A 19,027-nucleotide genomic window follows, 5' to 3' on the forward strand; every position below is an offset into this window, starting at 1 on the left:
AGTGCGACTATCCGAGGCCGCACGCGATACCAGTCTTCGAAGGATTGAACGCATATTTCCATCCGCTGGTCCCGCCGTCGTACGACATTCCGTCCGATCCTGACTGGGTCACGTAGAGGTGGACCTTGTACCTGTAGTGAGAGCCCTTCGGGTACGCAACCCAGCGCTTGTTCTTCGCCATCTTTGGCGAGGTGCAACCCACAGTCACCGACTGCCACTTCGCTGACGAGATTCCCAGTTCACCTGAAATTACGCCACGCGAAGCGCCGAGAGCTACAGAAACGGTGCGGCTCGCCTGCATTCCAGACGTGATCGTGCAGGTCGCGCCCTTCGTCAAGATGGTGCAGCTGCCGATCTTCTGTTTTTTGTTGACGTAATCGGAACTGAGCTTCGTCTTGCTTTTTAGGGTGTAGTGGTAATGTCTTCCCCCGAGCCCGTCAGGCTTCACCTGATCCTGTGACTGGTTCGTTGACGAAGTCTGCGCATGGGCGGCCCCAGTAGGACCGGCCACCGCCACGGCAGCAGCAATAGCGGTAGTGGCGACAACCGTCGGCAACGTTCTCATTTGTTCCCCTGAATATCATAGGGGTTGCCTGGACTCCTCCAAGCAACCTCAATTGGTTGTGACCTCGCTGCTTGGAGCCAGGTCGCCGTCCACATCCCCAGTGAACGTGTGCGCCACTATAGCCATACCGGGGCTCCCGAAACGCCGTAGGGTTTAGCTGGTATCGCCATACCTCGTCGCCCAGCGAAGGCTGACCCCGAGTTCCGCGCTGCCGCGACTGTTGGTTCCGTTCGGCGGTAGGCGGCACGACGCGGGCGGCGAAGCGACCTACTGTGCACAAGGTCCGACCCTCGACCCTCGGTCGGACGATGCCGCTTTCCCGGGCCGAGTAGGTCCAGCACTGACACCAACGGGGTGAGGGTTCTGGCTGGGAACATTGCAAACCATGATGCGTCGGTCGGCACTGCTGTGAGGGTTACGCCCTGGCAGCACTGAGACATAGTGTCGCCGATGACGTGAACCAGCACACTGCCCCTGCTGCCACGGGAAGTCCCTGGTCAGCCGAAAGGCTGACCAGGGACTTCTGCATGTGACCACCTGCACTCGATGCCGCAACGGACTACGTTCTTCGGGCATGGACATGCGCACTGAGCAGCAGGCGGAGCCGACATACCGGATCGAAGCGCTGAGCCCGCAGACCTGGCCCGCGTTCGAAGCGCTGGTGGAGCGGCACAACGGCATCTTCGGCGGTTGCTGGTGCACCTGGTTCCACGGAGACCATCCGAGCTGCGAGGGCAGGGGTGAGTCGTACGACGGCAATCGGGCCATCAAGAAGCGGCTGGTCGAGGAGGGCGTCGCGCACGCGGCGCTGGTCATGGACGGCGATGAGGCGGTCGCCTGGGCGGAGTTCGGTACTCCGACAGAACTACCGGCCATGAAGCACAACAAGGAGTACGAGGCGACCAAGTCCGGGGACCCCGACTACCGGATCACGTGTGTCTTCGTCGACAAGAGGTATCGGCGAAAAGGCCTGTCGGAGCTGGTGATTCGCGGCGCGTTGGAGCTGATCGCGCAGGACGGTGGCGGGGTCGTCGAGAGCTACCCGCACGATCTGACCGAGCAGACCAAGAAGATGTCGTCGTCGTTCCTCTACAACGGCACGCGCCGGCTCTACGAACGACTGGGCTTCACCTATGACCGACCCAAGGGGTTGAAGAACTGCGTGATGGTGGTGACGGTTGACCCCGCCTGACAGTGCGGCCGACACCGTCCGGAATATACCCCCTAGGGGTATTGTTCTGCACGGTTGTGACGGAACCGCAGGCGGAGGAGATGCCGATGAGCGAGCAGCACCAACATCATCACGACATGACTGCGGGGCACGCGCAGCACTCGGGCTGGTCCATGGCGGTGGCGGCGACACTGCACTGCCTCACCGGGTGTGCGATCGGCGAGATCGCCGGCCTGATGATCAGCACGGCGGCCGGCCTCGGGAACGGATGGTCTGTTGCCATCTCGATCGGGCTGTCCTTCGTCTTCGGCTACTCGCTGTCGACGCTTCCGCTGGTCAAGGTCGGCGTCGCGCCGCTGGCAGCGCTCGGCGTCGTCCTCGCCGCGGACACGTTGTCCATCGCGACGATGGAGGTGACCGACAACCTGGTGATGGTGCTCCTGCCCGGGGCGATGAATGCCGGGTTGGTCAACGTCGTGTTCTGGGTCGGCATGATGATCTCGCTCACCGCGGCGTTCCTGGTCGCTGTGCCGGTGAACCAGTGGCTGCTCAGCCGTGGCAGGGGGCACGCGCTCACCCACGAATATCACGGTATGGCGGGGCAGTCCGCCGGTTGGCGGCGCTGGCTGCCCACCCTGCCGACCGGCGCGCTGGTCGCCGTACTCATCACGTTCATGGTCGGCGGACTGACCGTCTCGATCGCCGACCAGGCGGGCTGGCAGCAGAACTCGTCCGCGGCGGCTCAGGCCAGCGCGGCCGCTTTGGCATTGAGGTAGTTCTGCTCCGGGATGGAGTCGGTGAGCGACGCTGCGCGACGGAACGCGGCACCGGCACCCGGGCGACCGAGCTGTTCGAGCAGGTGGGCCTGCGCGGCGATGACCCGGTGGTCCCGTGGCCGGGCGGCGGCGAGCGGTTCCAGCGCCGTCATACCCGCTTCCGGGCCCTCCACCTCGCTCAACGCGATCGCGGCGCCGAGTTCGGCGGCCGGGTTCGATCCCAGCTCGACGAGCATCCGATAGAGCTCGAGGATCTGCGGCCAGTCCGTGTCCTGGAAGGTCGGTGCCGTGGCGTGCACGGCGGCGATGGCGGCCTGCAGCTGGAACGATCCGACCGGACCGCGGGGGAGTGCCTCCTCGAGCAGGCCGACAGCGCGCCGGATCTGCGCGTGGTTCCACACGCTGCGATCCTGCTCGGCCAGCGGGACCAGTCGCTGCTCGCGGACCCGGCCGGCCGCCCGAGCGTCCCCGAGCAGCATGAGCGCGAGCAGCCCAGCGGTCTCCGGGTCACGCGGTAGCGCCCGGTGCAGTCGTTCGGTCAGCCGGATTGCCTCCTTCGTGAGTGCCACGTCCAACAGCTGCTGGCCGGACGGGAGTGACGACCCGGTCGTGAAGATCAGCTGCAGCACGCTGCGCACCCCGTGCAGGCGGCGTGGCAGCTCGTCGGGGGAGACCGGCCCGAAGCTCGCACCCGCGGTGCGCAAGGTGGACTTGGCGCGGCTGATCCGTTGTGCCGCAGTGGTTTCCGGCACCAACAGGCCGGCTGCGATCTGCGCGGTGGTGAGGCCGGCGACGGCACGCAGGGTGAGCGCGACCGCCGACGGCGTGGTGAGCGCCGGGTGACAGCACAGCACCAGCATCTGGAGCGAGTCGTCGTGGTCGCCGACGTGCTCGCTCCACGTCGCCGCGCGTTCGGCCTCGGCGCGCTGCTCCCGCTGCGGTCGTGCGGCAGCGGACCGCTGGGCGTCGATGAGTCGCCGCGAAGCGACTCGGATCAGCCAGCCACGCGGGTTTGCCGGCATACCGTCGCCTGGCCATTGCAGCGCGGCGGCTGCGAGCGCCTCCTGCGCGGCGTCCTCACAGTCCTCCAGGGCAGCGCCCCGGCGTTGCAGCGCGGCGAGGACGTGCGGCGCCTCGCGGCGCCACACGTCCTCGACACTGCGTTCCATGCGTATGACGCGGCCGGTGCCGCTCAGGACTCGCAGCCGGGCTGCATCGTCGGCCGCAGTTCGACCGTGTCACCCGGGCAGGAGAACGCCTCGGCGATCTCGCGGCCGCGCGCCTCGGACTCGACGTCGATCAGGAAGAACCCGGCCAGGTGCTCCTTGCTCTCCGAGTAGGGGCCGTCGGTGACGACCGGCTTGCCGTCATACACGAAGACCGAGGAGGCGGTCGGGTCGCCGAGTGCGCACCCGTAGACGATCTCGCCGTTGGCGTCGGCCTCGCCGAACACCTTGTCCCAGCAGGCGCCGAGCTCGTCCCGCTTCGCCTGCGATTGCGCTTGGTACTCCGCGGTGTGCGCGCTGGTGGGGTGACCCCAGGGCTGGGGGTTGGAGTGGATCAGAATGACGAACTTCATGTGCGGGCTCCTCGTGTCGGTGTGGCCGTGGCTCGGCCCCATCACCCGAACGTCGGAGCCGTTGCTCCGGGCTCGACATTCTCCCGGCAGCATGTCATCGCCGGGTGTCGTATGTCGGGATCAGACCGTCCAGGGGCGGAGTTTCTCCGGGTTGCGGATCGCCCAGATGCGCCGGATCAGGCCGTCGACGATGTCGAAGGCGTAGACGCTGACCGTTCGTCCGTCCTGCTGCGCGACCAGGCCCGGCTGACCGTTGACCGATCGCTGGTGCAGGGTCAGTTCGCCGATGCGGTCGGCGAGCTGCAACCACACGTCGATGACGTGGTCGCGGCCCTCGATCGGATCCCGGAAGGCCAGCGCCCGGCCGCCGCCGTCGGCGGTGGCGACGACACTCGGGTCGAGCAGGGTGACGAGGGAGTCGATGTCCTTGCTGCGCCAAGCCGTCTCGAATCGGCGCACCACGTCGGCCTGTTGTGCGGGCGCCGGCGCTGTGGAGTCGGGTCGGGCAGCCCGGACCCGCCCGCGCGCGGAGGACGCGAGCTGACGGCACGCGCCCGGGCTGCGGCCGACGATCTCGGCAATCTCGTCGAACGGGAAGCCGAAGACGTCGTGCAGGATGAAGGCCACGCGTTCCGCAGGGGTCATCGACTCCATGACGACCATCAGCGCCATACCGACGGACTCGTCGAGGGTGACCCGGTCCGCCGGGTCGGCGGCGGTGTCATCGGGTGCGGCGTTGTCGGTGCCGCCGGGTCCGGGCAGCGGTTCGGGGAGCCAGTCCCCGACGTACGTCTCCCGACGCACACGTGCGGAGGTCAGCAGGTTCAGGCAGATCCGGCTGGTGACCGTCGTGAGCCAGGCGCCGGGGTTCCTGATCTCGGCCCGCTCCTGCGGTGTCATCGTGTACCAGCGGGTGTAGGCCTCCTGCACCACGTCCTCGGCCTCGACCAGCGAGCCCAGCAGGCGGTAGCCGACGTTCAGCAGGTTCCGGCGCTCGCCCATGACGGCACGCAGCTGCGGCTCGGCGGCGTCGCTCGGCGGGTTCGGTGCGCTCATGGTGGTCGCTCCTGGTTCTGGTCCTTACTCATTCGACACCGTTCGGGTCGGGAATGTCAGGTCTGCAGGTGCACCTGACGTTTGCGAGGGTCCGGCTGTCGAAGCGGCATCGACCACAACCCGAGAGGAATTGAGATGCCCGACCTGCAACTGACAGCCGATCGCGTCGAGATCGAGGCGCTGCGCGCCGAGTTCTCCGACGCCGTGATGATGGCTGAACCTGCCCGAATAGCAGCACTTTTCACCGATGACGGCGTGCTTCGTATGCCGGATGTGCCGGTCGAGTTCGTGGGCTGCGCGGAGATCCGGCAGGGGTGCGAACGCCTGCAGTCCGCCTGGAAGTTCTTCGTCCAGATCAGCCATGCCGGGACCGTGCGATTGGACGGGGACACCGCGTCCGGACGCACCTACCTGCACGAGCTCGCCCAACTCCAGGATGGTCGCGGCGGAACGAACTACGGCGTCTACCACGACCGCTACCGGCGCACGGCTGACGGCTGGCGGTTCAGCGAACGGGTCTACGAGGTGCGCTATTTCGACGCTTCACCGTTGCCTGGCACCGACTCCGCCGACGCCTTCAATAAAGGGGCGTGACTGCCGTGTTCGACGTGGTGGTCTGGACCGCGGAGGTGATCCTCGCACTCTTCTTCCTCGTCTCCGGCGTGCCGAAGGTGCTGGCCCTCGTCACCGACCGATGGTCGGGATTCATCACGTTGCCACGAGGGATGACGATCATGATCGGCGTCTGTGAGGTTGCAGCGTCGATCGGTCTGGTCGCCCCACTGCTGACCGACCGTGCCGAGTGGCTGACTCCGCTGGCCGCGCTCGGGGTCGCGGTGATCGCGTTGATGGCCGGCGGTTTTCACATCCGGCAGGGCGAGTGGCTGGCTTCCGTGGAGACATCGTTGTGGGCGGCTCTGGCAGGTGGTGTCGCCGTCGCGCGGTGGGACAAGTTCGCCGACGGGCCATCCGTGACGCTGCATGACGTGCTGCCGACCGTGCTGATCGTGCTGCTCGCCGCGATCGTCGTCAGCCTGGCCCTGCTGTCACTCGGCGCCGGGAAGGAGAAGGACGCCGCGCCGCTCGAGGTGACCGAACCCTCTGACGTGCTGAGTTGATCGGCTGCGATGCTGAGGTTTGACCCGCCGACCTCCTGTGAAAGGTCCTGTGATGAAGCAACCGACGACGACCCAGCGGTATGACGTGGCGGCGGTGCGCGAGCACTTCCCCTCGCTGCGCAGCGAGCGAGCGCACTTCGACGCACCGGGCGGCACGCAGACTCCGGAGCCGGTCGCGCGTGCGATGTATGACGCGCTGACCGCACCGCTGTCCAACCGTGGCAGTCGGACCCAGGCCGAGCGGAACGCGGACGACATCGTGCGGGGCGCTCGCGCCGCGATGGGCGACCTGCTCGGCGTCGATGCGGGCACGGTGGTGTTCGGGCGGAGTGCGACCGCGCTGACCTTCGACGTGGCACGCACCCTGGCGGCGCAGTGGCAGGGCGGTGACGAGATCATCCTCAGCCGGCTGGACCATGACGCCAACGTCGGTCCGTGGCTGCTCGTCGCGGAACGTGCCGGAGTGCGGGTGCGGTGGGCCGACTTCGACCCGGCGACAGGGGAACTCGACCCGGCGTCGATCACCGATCAGTTGTCCGCACGGACCCGGCTGGTGGCACTCACGGCGGCGTCGAATCTGCTGGGCACCCAACCGGATATCGCCGCGGTCGCGTCGGCCGTGCATCGCACCGCCGCGCTGCTCTATGTCGACGGGGTCCACCACACCGCGCACGAGTTCGTCGACGTGCCGGCACTCGGGGCGGACTTCTACGTCTGTTCGCCATACAAATTCCTGGGGCCGCACTGCGGCGTGCTCACCGGGAGGGTCGAGCGGTTGCAGGAGATGCATCCGGACAAGCTGCGTCCGTCGACCGATGTGGTGCCCGAGCGGTTCGAATTGGGCACTCTCCCTTACGAATTGCTCGCCGGGACGACTGCGGCCGTCGACTTCCTCGCGGGCATGGTGCCGGGCGACGGCAGCCGGCGGGAGCGGTTGCGGGTCTCGTTCGAAGCACTCGGCCAGCACGAGGACGCGTTGCGTGCGCGGCTGGAGACCGGCCTGGCGCACCTGCCTCAGGTCACCGTGCACTCCCGGGCGGCGCGACGGACGCCGACGCTCTTCATGACGTTCGCCGGTCGCTCGGCCGACGAGGTGTCGGACTACCTGGAGACCGACGGCATCAACGCCCCGGCCGGGACGTTCTACGCCTACGAGCCGGCCCGGCGACTCGGCGTCGACAGCGGGTTGCGGATCGGCCTGGCGCCATACAGCACGGTCGAGGACGCCGATCGGTTCCTGGTGTCGCTCGGCAACTGCCTGCGAAACCACGCCGAGTGACGGCTTCCTCGGCGAGTGACGGCCGTATCCGACCGTCACTCGCCGAAGAAGCCGTCATTCGCGACATCAGGCGGCAACCTGGATCGGCACCGCCCGACTGCGTATGACGAGCGCGCCACGTCCGGGCGTCGGGCGACCGGCCGGGCCGAGGGTTGCCCCGAGCAGGTCCCCGTCGCGCCGGCCGGGCTGCAGGATCACGCCGGTCTGCTTGCGCCGCAACTCGGCAACGGCGCCGCGGTAGGCGTTCGCCAAGGTGTCGGATCGGCCACTGGCACAGACGATTCCGCCGTGTCGGCGACCGTGCTGCAAGTAGTCGGTCAACAAGTCGTCGATCGGCGAGCCGATCAACTCGTCGATGTCGTCGACCAGCACCGCGCCTCCCGGGTGCTCGTTGAGCCAGCCGGCGAACGTGTTCGGGTCGCCCGGGTCCAGGACGTCGGTGTGCGGCGGCAGTCCCGGCGGGGCGCCCTGGCCGGAGATCCAACACACCGACCGGTCGGCGAGCTGATGGGCGATCGTTGCCAGCGTGGTGCTGCGTCCGCTGCGCGGCGGACCGGCGATGAGTGCCGCCACTTCGCGAAAACCGCCGAGCGGCAGACCGATCGGTGCGACGTCCGTCCCTCCGACGCCGATCAGCACCTGACCGTCAGCGGAGGGCAGATCAATGCGCCGGCAATCGTCCGGCATCGGCGCGAAACGGTGTATGTCGGCGGCCGTCATTCGCCGGCCCAGCCGCGAAATGTGTTGCGCGACACCAGACCCCGAGACATCGGCGATGGGTGTCGCGACCTGAACCTCGAGTTTGTCCGGGCAGACGAGTGCGCGGCCCGGAGGCATCTGCTCCGGGAAATCCGACTCCCGCATCCCCAGGAGCATCGCGTCGCCGGAGTCCGCGAGCCGTAGGACCAGCTTTCGCGGGAAGCTGCTGACCACCCGGCCGGTCGCCAGAGCCCGGCCACCGGTGGCGGCGGCATACATCCCGACGGCGGCGCCGTCCCGCAACAGCTGCAGCAGCTCATCGGTGAGGCGACCCAACGTGGTCTCCTCGCTGATCTCGGTCAAGGTCTCCCAGCCGTCGATGAGCAGGAGGATGCGCGGCAAGGCCCCGCCGGATCGCACATGCTCGAAGAAGTCCCGCACCTCATCACGCGCGAACTGCTGCTGGCGCGAACGTATTTCGCCGCTCAGCCATTGAATGAGCAGGTTGAGCCGGGCTGCGTCGTCGCGGTCGATCACCGCGCCGACCTGTGGCAGGGCGGTGAGGGCACCGAGGTTGGCGCCGGTGTCGATCACGTACATGGACAGACCGTCCGTCGGCCACCGCTCGGCTGCAGTGACGGCGATGGTGCGTAGCAGGGTGGTCCGGCCGCTTCGCGGTCCTCCGACGACGGCCAGATGACCGTCGGACTCCAGGTCCCAGGCGATCGGACGGGTCAGCTGCTCCTGAGGAACATCCATGAGTCCGAACGGAATTGCCTCCGATCCGCATGGGGTGCCGCCGATGCTGCGCGCCTCGCCCCGCAGTTCGTCGACGGTCACCCTCTCTGCCAAGGGCGGCAACCAGGGCGAGTCCGGAACAGCGACCGCAAGGTTCTCGGCGGCCGCATTGATAGCCGCGACGACACGGCGCAGGTCGGTCGGGCCGTCGGGTTCCGCGACGGCGGTGCATCGCACCGGCGGCCCGCCGCCGGCGTCCGCGACGGATACCTCGATCTCGGCGTCGTCGCCCGAACTGCAGCCCCCGATCCGCGCGGTCTGGAAGGTGACCGGCCGGCCACCGCCGGTGCGCACGATCGCTCGTCCAGGCAATACCGCCGGAATCCGTGCGGCGTCAGCGGTGTCGATGACGTCCTGGGAGTCGGCGCTGTCGCGTACGCGCAAGGCGATGCGCAGGTTGACGTTGGCCCGTATGTCGGCCGACACGACACCAGCCGGGCGCTGCGTCGCCAGCACCAGGTGTATGCCGAGCGAGCGACCGACCGCGGCGAGTCGGACGAGTCCGGCGATGAAGTCGGGCATCTCCTCGGCGAGCACCCGGAACTCGTCGATTACCAGCACGAGGCGGGGAAGCGGTGGAACGCCCGAAATGCATTGGTAGTCCTCGATGTCCTTCGCGCCGACTTCGCCCAGGAGCTGCTCCCGCCGCCGCACCTCCGCGCCCAGCGAGGTCAGTGCGCGGGCGGTCAGGTGGGCATCGAGGTCGGTCACCAGGCCGACGGTGTGCGGCAGTCCGGCGCAGTCCTGGAACGCCGCGCCGCCCTTGTAGTCGACCAGCACGAAGACCATCTCGTCCGGTCGGTTCACCAGGGCGAGCGAGGTGACCAGGCTCTGCAGCAGCTCGGACTTTCCTGCGCCCGTGGTGCCGGCGATCAGGCCGTGCGGGCCGTCGGTCGCCAGGTCGATCCGCAGCGTTCCGTCCCCGCTCAGTCCGAGCGGAACGGTGGTCGACCGCGGCGCCATACGCCAGCCGTCGGCGACGTCGTCCGCATCGGTCGCGTCGAGTCCGGTGGTGCGACATACATCCAGGAGTGCGGCGCGTTCGGGGATCGAGCCGGAGTCGACGTCGGGCGTCGCATCACGTATGCCGGCCAGTCTCGTCGCGACGGCACGGGTCAGGGTCGGGTCGGGCAGGTCCGGGCAGCCGTCGGCATTCACCGCGCCGACGACAGTGACCGCTGTACTGCTGGCGACGTGGATGGACACGCCGCATTCCGCGGGGAGGTCGGCGGCGTCGCCGACGGCAAGCAATGCGACACCCGCGCGTTCGGCATCCCGCAGCAGCGCAGTGACCTCGGGCCGATTGCCGAGCTGCGCGCAGTCGTCGAGTATGACGACGGTCCCGACCGCAGGGGAATCGCTGCGGAGGGACATGTGGTCTTCTTCGGCGGGGAGGAGTCCGGAAAGCGCTCGTGCGCATGCGCTTTCGTCTGTCTCGAGATCCACAATGGTGCTCGCGGCATGCGGCGTACCGGTCACGTGCGGCAGTGCCGCGGCCCACGACCAGCGCTCCCGAGTCGCCGCTTTGTCGCACACGACGACCACCCGCAGGAAGTGTGGCGACTGCCAAGTGGTCAGCTGCAGCAGCAGCCCGTGCACCAATCGTGCTCTGGCATCGCCCGGACCGCTCACGCCGATCACGTGGGAGTCATTGAGGGAGAACGTGATCGGCGCATCCGGCAGGGTCAGCGTTTCGCCGGCCCGGCCGTCGCCGGACACCTCTACCTTGCTCGAAATACGTCCTGTGCCGATCCGACACTGCAGGTAGTCGTGGTGTGCCGGCGAACGGGACCAGAGCCGGCCGTCGCGTGTCGTCGCAGCGCGGAGGGTGTCGCTGATGGGTGGCGCGAGTCTGCGGCGCAGTCCCAGCTCGGTGTCCACGGCGGACTTCATGTCTTCGTCCAGTCGCACGAGCTTCTCGGCATACTCCGCGCGTTGGGTCCTGGCCTTGCGGGATCCGCCCTGTCGCTCGGAGATGTGCTGCCCGATCATCATCACCGGACCGAGGAACGCGAACATCAGGAACATGACGTTGTGCATGACGACGACCATCGCGATCGCAAGCACGGCCGGCAGGACGATGACCGGCCAGGGGAGTCTGTGTCGCTCCGGGGCGGTCGGCTTGGTAGGGCGTTTGAGTTCTACCTCGTTGATCCGCAATGGAATTCGCGGTGCACGCTGAAACGGCACCCGGCACGAATCGTCGGTGGCGACCGTGTCGTCCGCGGTCAGCGAGCGTTCCAGGGCAAAGGTCGTCGAACCGGCTCGGAGTCGTTGTCCCGCGCGCAGCTCGGTCGGCTGCTCCGGTGCCAGAGTTCGCGTGTCGATGCGGCTGCCGTTGGTCGAGCCGGTGTCCGACACCATCGCCCGTCCCTGGTCGAGCCCGACGATGAGATGAGTACGTGACAGGTCCGGGTCGCGCAGCGACAGGGAGTTGCCGGGTGCCCGCCCCACTCGTTGCACCTGGACGCCGAGCGGCGTACGTGCGCCGACCTCTGGTCCTTCGGTCACGACCAGCTCCAGGAGGTGCTGTGGTTCCGTCGCCGTGGGCTGAGGGGAGAGCTGCACCCCGTTGACGAGCGGCTGCGTGCCGAGCTCGGTGTCGTCGGCCAGCGGTCGGCTCCCGGCATACAGGACGTCGGGCACGGGTATGCCGCAACCGCGGATCGCGGCACGGGCCGCCGACCACGTGGCGCCCTCCGGGGCACGCACGCACACCGTGACGGAATCGGAACCGTCACCGACCAGGAGCAGGCGGATGGTGCGACTCGTGGGGTTGTAAGCGGAGGGATCGGGCATACGGCGATTCTCGGCGGATCGGCCCGTATCGTGCCGGGCCGAGGACTTCGGCCTGTGGATAACGTCCACGGGCCACGCGAGTGGGACATGCTCGAAGCAGATCGGTCGGCTGGTAGCTCGATCTGCCATAGCGCCGGGCAGGTGTCCAGGTGTTGGTCGTGAAGGTATGGCGTTGGTAAAGCTTTCCGGCTTAAACGCCATACGCGACGGCTTCATGTGTTGTATATGCACGTTCACCTCGGACGTGAGCAGAGTTTCAGGGGAGGAGTCCGATGGATGGCGCAGATGTCATTGAAGACGAGATCCGGGAGCTGATCCGTCGGCAACGGCTCGATCCGGCTCGGGACCAGCAGGTGCTGCACGGTCTCGTCCGGGACGCGGTGCAGGACTACGAGGAGCGCAGCCTGCACGGCGGGCTGGTCCCGTTGGGTGATCGTGAGAAGGCGACGCAGCGGGTCCTCGACGCAGTCCTCGGCTACGGGCCGTTGCAGCCCTATCTGGACGATCCGACGATCGAGGAGATCTGGATCAACGAGCCGGAGCGGGTCTTCATCGCTCGGCACGGTGTTGCCGAGCTGACCCCGACGATCCTCACGTCGGAGCAGGTTCGCACGCTGGTGGAGCGCATGCTCAAGCCGAGCGGACGACGTATCGACCTCTCGTCGCCGTTCGTGGACGCCACCCTGCCGGACGGCAGCCGGCTGCACGTCGCGATCCCGGACATCACGCGCAGCCACTGGCTGATCAACATCCGCAAGTTCGTGGCGCGCGCCCGCCGGCTGGACGACCTGGTGCGGCTCGGCACGCTCACCGCACCGGCGGCTCGCTTCCTGGGCGCGGCCGTCGCGTCCGGTCTCAACATCCTCGTCTCCGGCGGCACTCAGGCGGGCAAGACCACCACACTGAACTGCCTCGCGAGCGCCATACCGTCGATGGAGCGGGTGGTCTCCTGCGAGGAGGTGTTCGAGCTGCAGCTCAGCCTGCGCGACTGGGCCGCCCTGCAGTGCCGGCAACCGAGCCTCGAGGGCACCGGCGAGATCCCCTTGCGGCGGCTGGTGAAGGAAGCCCTGCGGATGCGTCCGTCGCGCATCGTCGTCGGAGAGGTGCGCCAGGAGGAGAGCCTGGACCTGCTCATCGCACTCAACTCCGGCCTGCCCGGAATGGCCACCCTGCACGCCAATTCGGCGCGCGAGGCCATCGTCAAGATGTGCACGCTGCCGCTGCTGGCCGGGCCGAACGTCAGCTCCACCTTCGTCGTGCCGACCGTCGCCGCATCGATCGATCTGGTCGTCCAGATCGCCCTGGACCGTGACGGCACCCGCCGCGTCCGCGAGATCGTCGCGGTGCCGGGCCGGGTCGAGGGCGACGTCGTCGAGCTCGCGGATATCTTCGTCCAGCGCGACGGGCGACTGGTGCGCGGCAGCGGATTCCCCACCCACGAGGAGCAGTTCCACCGCGCCGGGTATGACGTCGCCGAATTGCTGGGGGACCGATGAGTTCGCACAGCGACCGACCGGTTGCTCATCGGTCGCAGCACGGCAACCGACGGAAGCACATCCGATGAATGTCGTGCTTCCACTCATGTTCGGTGCCGGGCTCATGTGCATCTGGTGGTCGTTCTGGCCACGCGACGAGAAGCCGGTCAAGCGCTCCAAGGCCACACTGCGTGAGCAACTGGAGGACGAGGTCGTGCAGTCCGGCATCAATGGACTCACACTGAACCGCTTGTTGTGGATGTCGGGCGCGCTCGGTGCCGTCGTGTTGATGATCGTCATGGCTGCGACGGCGGTGCCCGCCATCGCGGTCGCGTTCGCGGCCATCGCGGCATACGGTCCGATCGCCGTGGTGCGCGGCAAGGCGCGGCGGCGCCGCAGCCAGCTGCGGGACCTGTGGCCCGATGTCGTCGACCACATCGCATCGGCGGTGCGTGCCGGGCTGGCTCTGCCGGAGTCGTTGTCGCAGTTGGCTATTCGCGGCCCGGAGGAGTTGCGCCCGGCCTTCGCCGAGTTCGCACACGACTACCGTGCGACCGGCCGGTTCCACGAGTGTCTCGACGCGCTGAAAGCGCGGCTCAGCGACCCGGTCGCCGACCGGTTGGTGGAGTCGTTGCGGATCGCACGCGAGGTCGGCGGCACCGACCTCGGCAAGCTGCTGCGCACCCTGTCCACCTTCCTGCGCGACGATGCACGCACCCGCGCGGAGCTCGAAGCACGCCAGTCGTGGACGGTCAACGCGGCCCGGCTCGCGGTGGCCGCTCCGTGGATCGTCCTGGCAATGCTGGCGACTCGTGGTGACTCGCTCGCGGCATACCGACAACCGAGCGGGGTCCTGGTGCTCATCATCGGCACCGCGGTGACGTTCGTGGCCTACCGGGTGATGCGGCGGATCGGACGACTCCCGGTCGAAGCACGGGTGCTGCGGTGATCGCCACCTACGTCTGGCTCGGCGCGCTGCTCGGCCTCGTCGCCGGCGTCGGACTGCTGCTGGTCTATGTCGGGCTGCCGATGCATCGCAAGCCCGATCTGTTTTCCCGCATCGAGCCCTATGTGCGCGATGCGCCGATGCCGTCGCGTCTCCTGTCGACGCCGACCGACCGGTTGGACGTCAACCAGGTCCTTGCGCCGCTGCTGCGAAAGATCGGCGGGTTCGTCGACCAGGTCCTGGGTGGCGCGACCTCCGTCCGGGTCCGACTGGAGCGAGCCGGGCAACCGCCGGACCTCGAGGGTTTCCGCGCTCAGCAGGCGCTGTGGGGGATCGTCGCGATGGTGGTCGGCGGCTGTTACGTGTCGTTGAGCTTCGTCGGCGGAGACGGCTCGCCGGTGCGCGCGATCATGATCCTGCTCATCGCATTCGCTGCCGGGGTCGTCGCGCGGGACCAGATGCTCACCCGTGCCGCTGAGCAGCGGGAGCAACAGATCCTCGCCGAATTCCCTGCTGTTGCAGAGATGCTCGCGCTCGCGGTCACCGCCGGAGAGGGTGCCGCCGCAGCGTTGGAGCGCGTCGCCAACCTGTCCTCGGGTGAGCTGTCCGGTGAGCTCGCGCGCTGCCTGGTCGACGCGCGGTCCGGGTCCTCCTTGCCGCAGGCCCTGCAGGGACTCGCCGACCGCTCGGGAGTGCCGAGCCTGGCCCGCTTCGTCGACGGCGTCGTGATCGCGGTCGAACGCGGTACGCCGCTGGCCGACGTGATGCGCGCCCAGGCACAGGATGCCCGTGACTCCAGCAAGCAACAACTGATCGAGCTCGGCGGCCGCCGGGAGCTGATGATGATGGTCCCGGTCGTCTTCCTCGTCCTACCGGTGACCGTCCTCTTCGCGATCTTCCCCGGCCTCGGGGTTCTCAACATGTCCATCTGACCCGTCACACAACACAATTCACCCTCAGGAGGAACGATGACCGTCATAGCGAAAATGCAGATGCGGACAATTCGGGCAATGCAGGCGGTGCAGGAACGACTCGGCAGCGCCCAGGACCGGGAGCGCGGCGACGTGCCGGGCTGGGTGCTGATCACGATCATGACCGCCGGTCTCGTCACCGCGCTGTGGGCAACCGCGCAGGGCGCGCTGACCGGCCTCTTCAACAACGCCGTGCACGGCGTCACCGGCGGCGGAAAGTAGGCCGTGCGGGCATACCGCCCGCGCGGGGTCCGGCACGGACTGGAAGACGAATGCGGTTCTGCTACCGCAGAGTTCGCGCTTGTCGGGGCACTCGTGGTCGTCTTCTTCCTCGCGGCGTTCCAGGTGGGTTTCTCGCTCTACGTGCGCAACACGTTGATCGAGAACGCCGCGGAGGGTGCACGCTACGGAGCGCGGGCCGACGCGACGCCCGCCATGGGCGCCGAGCGTGCAGCCGAGCTGATCCGCGCCAGCCTTGCCGACAAGTACGCCTCGAACGTCTCGGCCACCACCGAGGTCGAAGGCGGCGCCCAGGTCGTCAAGGTCACGGTGCGTGCGCCGCTGCCGATCGTCGGTCCCTTCGGTCCGTCGCAGTCGCTCACGGTGTCCGGTCGTGCCTACGCGGAGGCGCAATGAGTCGCGACCGAAGGAGACATCCGTGAGGGGGTTGCGGCATACGGCATTCGCCCGCGGGCTGCGGCGGCGTCTGGCGGGGGCCGACGAGCAGGGGAGTGCGCTGATCGAGTTCATCGTCATCGGGCTGCTGCTGACGCTGCCGGTCTTCTATCTCGTCATCACCCTGGCCCGCCTGCAGGCAGGGACGTATGCCGTCGCGGCCGCCGCGCGTGAATCGTCCCGCATGTTCGTGACCGCCGACGGTGACGCATCGGGGGAGACGCGGTCGCAGGCTGCCGGGTCGATGGCATTCGCCGACCAGGGATTTCCGGGCCAGGGTTCGGTCCGGATGCGCTGCAGCAAGCAGCCGTGCCTCAGTCCCGATTCGGTCATCGAGGGCGTTGCCGATCTGGACGTCGAGTTGCCGTTGATCCCGGATTTCCTACGCGGAGTGGTGCCGTCGAGCATTCACCTGCACTCACGGCACGCCGAGGTCGTCGACCACTACCGGGTGCGCCGATGAGGTTGCTGCAACGCCTGCGAGCCAGGCTGCCCCGGCGCGACGAGGAGCACGGCCGGATCGTGCTGCTGATCGCCGGCCTGTTCGGCATCCTCGCGGTGCTGATCGTGGGCGGGGTCAACGTGACCGCCATACAACTCGCGCGGATGCAGGTCCTGGACGCGGCCGACGCGGCGGCCGCCAACGCTGCGGACGCGGTTGACGAGAGCAGTCTCTACAAGGGCGGTCTCGGCTCCGAGCTGACCCTGTCCAACGAGTCGGTGCAGCAGTCGGCCGGTGCGACGCTGGCCCGCGAAGACGTGCCCGCGCACGTCACCGGGTGGCGCGTCTCCGACGGGACCGGTGCACAGGACTCGCGCACCGTGGTTGTCCGGGTGTCGGCCGTCGTCCAGCCGCCGGTGCTCGGTGGTGTCATGTCGGGCATGTTCGGCGACATACACATCACCGTCCAGTCCCGGGCCCGGGCACACGTCGACTGACCCGCCGACCGGCATCGCGACCGTGCTCCCCGGGTGCCGGTGCTCCCGGCATACGAGGGAATCGCACTGACGCCGTACGCTGTGACGTTGTGGCTACCGACTTTCCTGCCGAGATCAAGGCGTTGCGCACGACCATGGACACCGTCCGCGGGGTGACCGACCTCGACACGTTGCGCACCCGGATCGCCGACCTGGAGCAGCAGTCGGCCGCTCCGGACCTGTGGGACGACCCCGAGCACGCGCAGCAGGTGACCAGCCAGCTCTCTCGCGCCAACGCCGAGCTGGAGCGCGTCGAGACCATGGACAGCAGGATCGACGACCTCGAAGTGCTCGTCGAGATGGCGCAGGAGGAGAACGATCCCGACACGCTGGCCGAGGCGGAGAAGGAGCTCACCGCGCTGCAGAAGGCTGTCGGGGAGCTCGAGGTCCGCACCCTGCTGTCCGGCGAGTACGACCAGCGCGAGGCCGTCGTCACGATCCGCGCCGGCGCCGGTGGCGTCGACGCCGCCGACTTCGCCGAGATGCTGATGCGCATGTACCTGCGCTGGGCCGAGCGGCACGGCTACCCGACCAAGGTCATGGACACCTCGTATGCCGAGGAAGCCGGGCTGAAGTCCGCGACCTTCGAGGTCAACGTGCCCTACGCCTACGGCAACCTCTCGGTCGAGGCGGGCACCCACCGGCTCGTCCGGATCAGCCCGTTCGACAATCAGGGCCGCCGCCAGACGTCGTTCGCCGCCGTCGAGGTGGTGCCGCTCATCGAGCAGACCGACTCCATCGAGATCCCGGACAACGAGCTCAAGATCGACGTCTTCCGCTCCTCCGGGCCCGGCGGGCAGAGCGTCAACACCACCGACTCCGCGGTCCGGATGACGCACATCCCGACCGGCACCGTCGTGTCGATGCAGAACGAGAAGTCGCAGATCCAGAACCGCGCCGCCGCCCTGCGTGTCATGCAGTCCCGGCTGCTGCTGCTCCGTCAGCAGCAGGAGGCCGCGGAGAAGAAGGAACTCGCCGGCGACATCAAGGCCAGCTGGGGCGACCAGATGCGTTCCTACGTGCTGCACCCCTACCAGATGGTCAAGGACCTGCGGACCGAGCACGAGGTCGGCAAGACCGACGCGGTCTTCGACGGGGACATCGACGAATTCATGGAGGCCGGCATCCGCTGGAAGCGCAACCAGGAGAAGGCGGACGCCGGCGCCTGACCGAGGCGGCCCGTTCCGGCGACCGTTGCCGGGTGTGCACGCGTATGACGCACACCCTGTGACTCCTGAGGATTTTGTGACTTTCGGGCGCGCCTGACCCACCAATGACGGGCACCGACATACGGTGTTGCGGCCAGTGAGGCTTGAGCTCTGACCGCGTTGCGCTCGCAAGCTCGCTCCAACGTGGTCAGAGCTCAAGCCTCCCGGACATGTTGATCGAACTTCATCAGCCCACCCCGAAAAGGCTTCCCGTCTCACATGATTCGATTCGAGCACGTCACCAAGCGGTACGCCGCACGCGGTTCCGCCGCTCTTGACGACGTGAGCCTGGACATCGACCGAGGCGAATTCGTCTTCGTCGTCGGCTCGTCCGGCTCGGGCAAGTCGACCATGATGCGGCTGGTCACCCGGGAGATCACCCCGACCGCCGGCTCGGTCCTGGTCGCCGGGCGCGACCTCGTGCCGATGCCGGAGCGCAAGGTGCCGGCGCTGCGCCGCGACATCGGCGTCGTCTTCCAGGACTTTCGACTGCTCGAGGGCAAGACCGTCTACCAGAACGTCGCCTTCGTGCTGCGCGTGCTCGGCAGCAAGCGGCACCAGATCAAGCAGCTCGTGCCCGAGACCCTCGACCTCGTCGGCCTCGAAGGTATGGCGGGACGGTTGCCCCACGAACTGTCCGGCGGCGAACAGCAGCGGGTCGCGATCGCGCGTGCCGTGGTGAAGAAGCCGCCGATCCTGCTGGCCGACGAACCCACCGGCAACCTCGACCCGGAAACGAGCAACGAGATCGTCAGCGTGCTGGATCGCATCAACAAGACCGGCACCACCGTCGTGATGGCGACCCACGACCAGGGCATCGTCGACGTCTTCAAGAAGCGGGTGCTGGAGTTGAAGGACGGCGAGCTGGTGCGCGACGAGGCTCGCGGTGGCTATGCGTCCCAGACCTCCCCCGAGCGGGAGGAGGACTGAACCG

At 67.9% G+C, this 19,027-nt stretch carries 19 protein-coding genes; 14 read left to right on the top strand and 5 right to left on the bottom strand.

Going from position 1 to position 19,027, the window contains the following annotated elements:
* Positions 1-7: 7 nt before the first annotated feature.
* The gene (locus ACZ50J_RS05000; protein WP_464300167.1) at positions 8-565 is read right to left on the bottom strand and encodes a hypothetical protein; all 558 of its coding nucleotides are present in this window, start codon (positions 563-565) and stop codon (positions 8-10) included.
* A 574-nt stretch (positions 566-1,139) separates the two neighbouring features.
* On the opposite strand from ACZ50J_RS05000, the gene ACZ50J_RS05005 reads away from it, so the two are divergent.
* On the top strand, positions 1,140-1,757 hold the full coding sequence (locus tag ACZ50J_RS05005) for a GNAT family N-acetyltransferase (RefSeq protein WP_464300168.1): 618 nt from the start codon (positions 1,140-1,142) through the stop codon (positions 1,755-1,757).
* 86 nt (positions 1,758-1,843) lie between these two features.
* Positions 1,844-2,512: a DUF4396 domain-containing protein gene (locus ACZ50J_RS05010; RefSeq protein ID WP_464300169.1), complete on the top strand. Its 669-nt coding sequence runs from the start codon at positions 1,844-1,846 to the stop codon at positions 2,510-2,512.
* Here ACZ50J_RS05010 and ACZ50J_RS05015 read toward each other — a convergent pair.
* The 3 genes from ACZ50J_RS05015 to sigJ all read right to left on the bottom strand — a co-directional run bounded on the left by ACZ50J_RS05015 (position 2,479) and on the right by sigJ (position 5,147).
* Complete coding sequence (locus ACZ50J_RS05015; protein WP_464300170.1) at positions 2,479-3,681, bottom strand: RNA polymerase sigma factor; 1,203 nt, start codon at positions 3,679-3,681, stop codon at positions 2,479-2,481. The two genes, ACZ50J_RS05010 and ACZ50J_RS05015, sit on opposite strands and share 34 nt — an antisense overlap.
* 23 nt (positions 3,682-3,704) lie before the next feature.
* Positions 3,705-4,091 (bottom strand): YciI family protein, encoded by a 387-nt coding sequence (locus ACZ50J_RS05020; protein ID WP_464300171.1) that lies wholly within the window; start codon positions 4,089-4,091, stop codon positions 3,705-3,707.
* Between the two features lie 120 nt (positions 4,092-4,211).
* On the bottom strand, positions 4,212-5,147 hold the full coding sequence (sigJ, locus tag ACZ50J_RS05025; RefSeq protein ID WP_464300172.1) for an RNA polymerase sigma factor SigJ: 936 nt from the start codon (positions 5,145-5,147) through the stop codon (positions 4,212-4,214).
* A 135-nt stretch (positions 5,148-5,282) separates the two neighbouring features.
* Between sigJ and ACZ50J_RS05030 the strand changes: the two genes are divergently transcribed.
* The 3 genes from ACZ50J_RS05030 to ACZ50J_RS05040 are packed head-to-tail and all read left to right on the top strand — an operon-like array spanning position 5,283 to position 7,544.
* Positions 5,283-5,741 carry a nuclear transport factor 2 family protein gene (locus tag ACZ50J_RS05030; protein WP_464300173.1) on the top strand — a complete coding sequence of 153 codons (459 nt, stop codon included), beginning with the start codon at positions 5,283-5,285 and terminating at the stop codon, positions 5,739-5,741.
* A complete protein-coding gene (locus tag ACZ50J_RS05035) occupies positions 5,738-6,265 on the top strand; it encodes a DoxX family protein (RefSeq protein ID WP_464300174.1) in 528 nt (175 codons plus the stop codon). Before ACZ50J_RS05030 ends, ACZ50J_RS05035 begins: the two co-directional genes overlap by 4 nt.
* A 52-nt stretch (positions 6,266-6,317) precedes the next feature.
* Positions 6,318-7,544: a cysteine desulfurase-like protein gene (locus ACZ50J_RS05040; RefSeq protein WP_464300175.1), complete on the top strand. Its 1,227-nt coding sequence runs from the start codon at positions 6,318-6,320 to the stop codon at positions 7,542-7,544.
* A 66-nt stretch (positions 7,545-7,610) separates the two neighbouring features.
* Here ACZ50J_RS05040 and ACZ50J_RS05045 read toward each other — a convergent pair whose 3' ends face one another.
* Positions 7,611-11,840, bottom strand: a complete 4,230-nt coding sequence (locus ACZ50J_RS05045; protein ID WP_464300176.1) for an FtsK/SpoIIIE domain-containing protein — start codon at positions 11,838-11,840, stop codon at positions 7,611-7,613.
* A gap of 272 nt (positions 11,841-12,112) precedes the next feature.
* Between ACZ50J_RS05045 and ACZ50J_RS05050 the strand changes: the two genes are divergently transcribed.
* The 9 genes from ACZ50J_RS05050 to ftsE all read left to right on the top strand — a co-directional run bounded on the left by ACZ50J_RS05050 (position 12,113) and on the right by ftsE (position 19,023).
* Positions 12,113-13,336: a CpaF family protein gene (locus ACZ50J_RS05050; protein ID WP_464300177.1), complete on the top strand. Its 1,224-nt coding sequence runs from the start codon at positions 12,113-12,115 to the stop codon at positions 13,334-13,336.
* A gap of 64 nt (positions 13,337-13,400) precedes the next feature.
* Complete coding sequence (locus ACZ50J_RS05055; protein WP_464300178.1) at positions 13,401-14,264, top strand: type II secretion system F family protein; 864 nt, start codon at positions 13,401-13,403, stop codon at positions 14,262-14,264.
* Positions 14,261-15,193, top strand: a complete 933-nt coding sequence (locus ACZ50J_RS05060; protein ID WP_464300179.1) for a type II secretion system F family protein — start codon at positions 14,261-14,263, stop codon at positions 15,191-15,193. Before ACZ50J_RS05055 ends, ACZ50J_RS05060 begins: the two co-directional genes overlap by 4 nt.
* 36 nt (positions 15,194-15,229) lie before the next feature.
* Positions 15,230-15,454, top strand: coding sequence for a hypothetical protein (locus tag ACZ50J_RS05065; RefSeq protein ID WP_464300180.1), 225 nt, complete (start codon positions 15,230-15,232; stop codon positions 15,452-15,454).
* Between the two features lie 3 nt (positions 15,455-15,457).
* Positions 15,458-15,868: a TadE/TadG family type IV pilus assembly protein gene (locus ACZ50J_RS05070; protein ID WP_464300181.1), complete on the top strand. Its 411-nt coding sequence runs from the start codon at positions 15,458-15,460 to the stop codon at positions 15,866-15,868.
* Positions 15,869-15,890: 22 nt separating this feature from the next.
* The gene (locus ACZ50J_RS05075; protein ID WP_464300182.1) at positions 15,891-16,370 is read left to right on the top strand and encodes a pilus assembly protein; all 480 of its coding nucleotides are present in this window, start codon (positions 15,891-15,893) and stop codon (positions 16,368-16,370) included.
* Positions 16,367-16,846, top strand: a complete 480-nt coding sequence (locus tag ACZ50J_RS05080) for a pilus assembly protein TadG-related protein (RefSeq protein ID WP_464300183.1) — start codon at positions 16,367-16,369, stop codon at positions 16,844-16,846. The genes ACZ50J_RS05075 and ACZ50J_RS05080 overlap by 4 nt, the downstream gene beginning before the upstream one ends.
* An 89-nt stretch (positions 16,847-16,935) precedes the next feature.
* Complete coding sequence (prfB, locus tag ACZ50J_RS05085; RefSeq protein ID WP_464300184.1) at positions 16,936-18,054, top strand: peptide chain release factor 2; 1,119 nt, start codon at positions 16,936-16,938, stop codon at positions 18,052-18,054.
* Between the two features lie 258 nt (positions 18,055-18,312).
* A complete protein-coding gene (ftsE, locus tag ACZ50J_RS05090) occupies positions 18,313-19,023 on the top strand; it encodes a cell division ATP-binding protein FtsE (RefSeq protein ID WP_464300185.1) in 711 nt (236 codons plus the stop codon).
* Positions 19,024-19,027: the final 4 nt, after the last annotated feature.

It is taken from the genome of Flexivirga sp. G2, assembly GCF_055397625.1.

Excerpts from the sequence above, each read along its gene's own strand:
- ACZ50J_RS05000 (WP_464300167.1), bottom strand. The coding sequence starts at position 565 with ATGAGAACGTTGCCGACGGTTGTCGCCACTACCGCTATTGCTGCTGCC.
- ACZ50J_RS05005 (WP_464300168.1), top strand. The coding sequence starts at position 1,140 with ATGGACATGCGCACTGAGCAGCAGGCGGAGCCGACATACCGGATCGAA.
- ACZ50J_RS05010 (WP_464300169.1), top strand. The coding sequence starts at position 1,844 with ATGAGCGAGCAGCACCAACATCATCACGACATGACTGCGGGGCACGCG.
- ACZ50J_RS05015 (WP_464300170.1), bottom strand. The coding sequence starts at position 3,681 with ATGGAACGCAGTGTCGAGGACGTGTGGCGCCGCGAGGCGCCGCACGTC.
- ACZ50J_RS05020 (WP_464300171.1), bottom strand. The coding sequence starts at position 4,091 with ATGAAGTTCGTCATTCTGATCCACTCCAACCCCCAGCCCTGGGGTCAC.
- sigJ (WP_464300172.1), bottom strand. The coding sequence starts at position 5,147 with ATGAGCGCACCGAACCCGCCGAGCGACGCCGCCGAGCCGCAGCTGCGT.
- ACZ50J_RS05030 (WP_464300173.1), top strand. The coding sequence starts at position 5,283 with ATGCCCGACCTGCAACTGACAGCCGATCGCGTCGAGATCGAGGCGCTG.
- ACZ50J_RS05040 (WP_464300175.1), top strand. The coding sequence starts at position 6,318 with ATGAAGCAACCGACGACGACCCAGCGGTATGACGTGGCGGCGGTGCGC.
- ACZ50J_RS05045 (WP_464300176.1), bottom strand. The coding sequence starts at position 11,840 with ATGCCCGATCCCTCCGCTTACAACCCCACGAGTCGCACCATCCGCCTG.
- ACZ50J_RS05050 (WP_464300177.1), top strand. The coding sequence starts at position 12,113 with ATGGATGGCGCAGATGTCATTGAAGACGAGATCCGGGAGCTGATCCGT.
- ACZ50J_RS05055 (WP_464300178.1), top strand. The coding sequence starts at position 13,401 with ATGAATGTCGTGCTTCCACTCATGTTCGGTGCCGGGCTCATGTGCATC.
- ACZ50J_RS05065 (WP_464300180.1), top strand. The coding sequence starts at position 15,230 with ATGACCGTCATAGCGAAAATGCAGATGCGGACAATTCGGGCAATGCAG.
- ACZ50J_RS05080 (WP_464300183.1), top strand. The coding sequence starts at position 16,367 with ATGAGGTTGCTGCAACGCCTGCGAGCCAGGCTGCCCCGGCGCGACGAG.
- ftsE (WP_464300185.1), top strand. The coding sequence starts at position 18,313 with ATGATTCGATTCGAGCACGTCACCAAGCGGTACGCCGCACGCGGTTCC.